Genomic DNA, 563 nt, shown 5'->3' with positions numbered 1-563 from the left:
GGATCAGGCAGAGTATGAGTCGGCGTGGAAACTGCTGGGATAACAGCCCAATGGAGCGCTTCTTCAGGAGTCTGAAGAACGAATGGGTGCCGGCGACGGGCTATGTAAGCTTCAGCGATGCAGCTCACGCAATAACGGACTATATCGTTGGATATTACAGCGCACTAAGACCGCACGAATATAATGGTGGGTTACCGCCAAACGAATCAGAAAACCGATACTGGAAAAACTCTAACGCGGTGGCCAGTTTTTGTTGACCACTTCAAGCATACCTGTTCCAGCCTGCTGCATGCCTTCGCTCAGCGCCTGTTGCTGTTGCCAGTTTGCAACAGACGAAAGGTAGAGCTGTTTTTGCACTCCAGACAACATCAACTGCTTGCAACTTTCCACTTCAATTTTCTGTGGTAAATCACGCGCAACCTCTTCTTTAGTTCGGGGCTTTGTTGAATAAATCAGATTTCGGGTAAGTCTCCCCCGTAGCGGGTTGTGTTTTCAGGCAATACGCACGCTTTCAGGCATACCTGCTTTCGTCATTTTGTTCAGCGCTCGTACCAGGGCCATAG

The 563-nt window shown here is 49.6% G+C and carries 2 protein-coding genes and 1 pseudogene; 1 reads left to right on the top strand and 2 read right to left on the bottom strand.

Going from position 1 to position 563, the window contains the following annotated elements; all coding sequences use genetic code 11:
• The coding region (locus MKS11_RS27500; RefSeq protein WP_268099565.1) for an integrase core domain-containing protein at positions 1-257 on the top strand (257 nt) is incomplete at its 5' end.
• Here the strand turns inward: MKS11_RS27500 and MKS11_RS27495 are convergent.
• Both MKS11_RS27495 and MKS11_RS27490 read right to left on the bottom strand, forming a co-directional pair.
• Positions 250-444, bottom strand: a pseudogene (locus tag MKS11_RS27495) (hypothetical protein); the annotation flags it as partial. The gene MKS11_RS27500 and the pseudogene MKS11_RS27495 overlap by 8 nt on opposite strands.
• A gap of 48 nt (positions 445-492) precedes the next feature.
• On the bottom strand, positions 493-563 hold a 71-nt coding region (locus MKS11_RS27490), incomplete at its 5' end, for a hypothetical protein (protein WP_223349232.1).

The sequence above is a fragment of the Klebsiella sp. K5-45 genome, from assembly GCF_030128605.1.
In the GTDB taxonomy this organism is placed as follows: Bacteria; Pseudomonadota; Gammaproteobacteria; order Enterobacterales; family Enterobacteriaceae; genus Klebsiella; species Klebsiella quasipneumoniae.
This window is presented reverse-complemented; position numbering and strand designations above follow the sequence as displayed.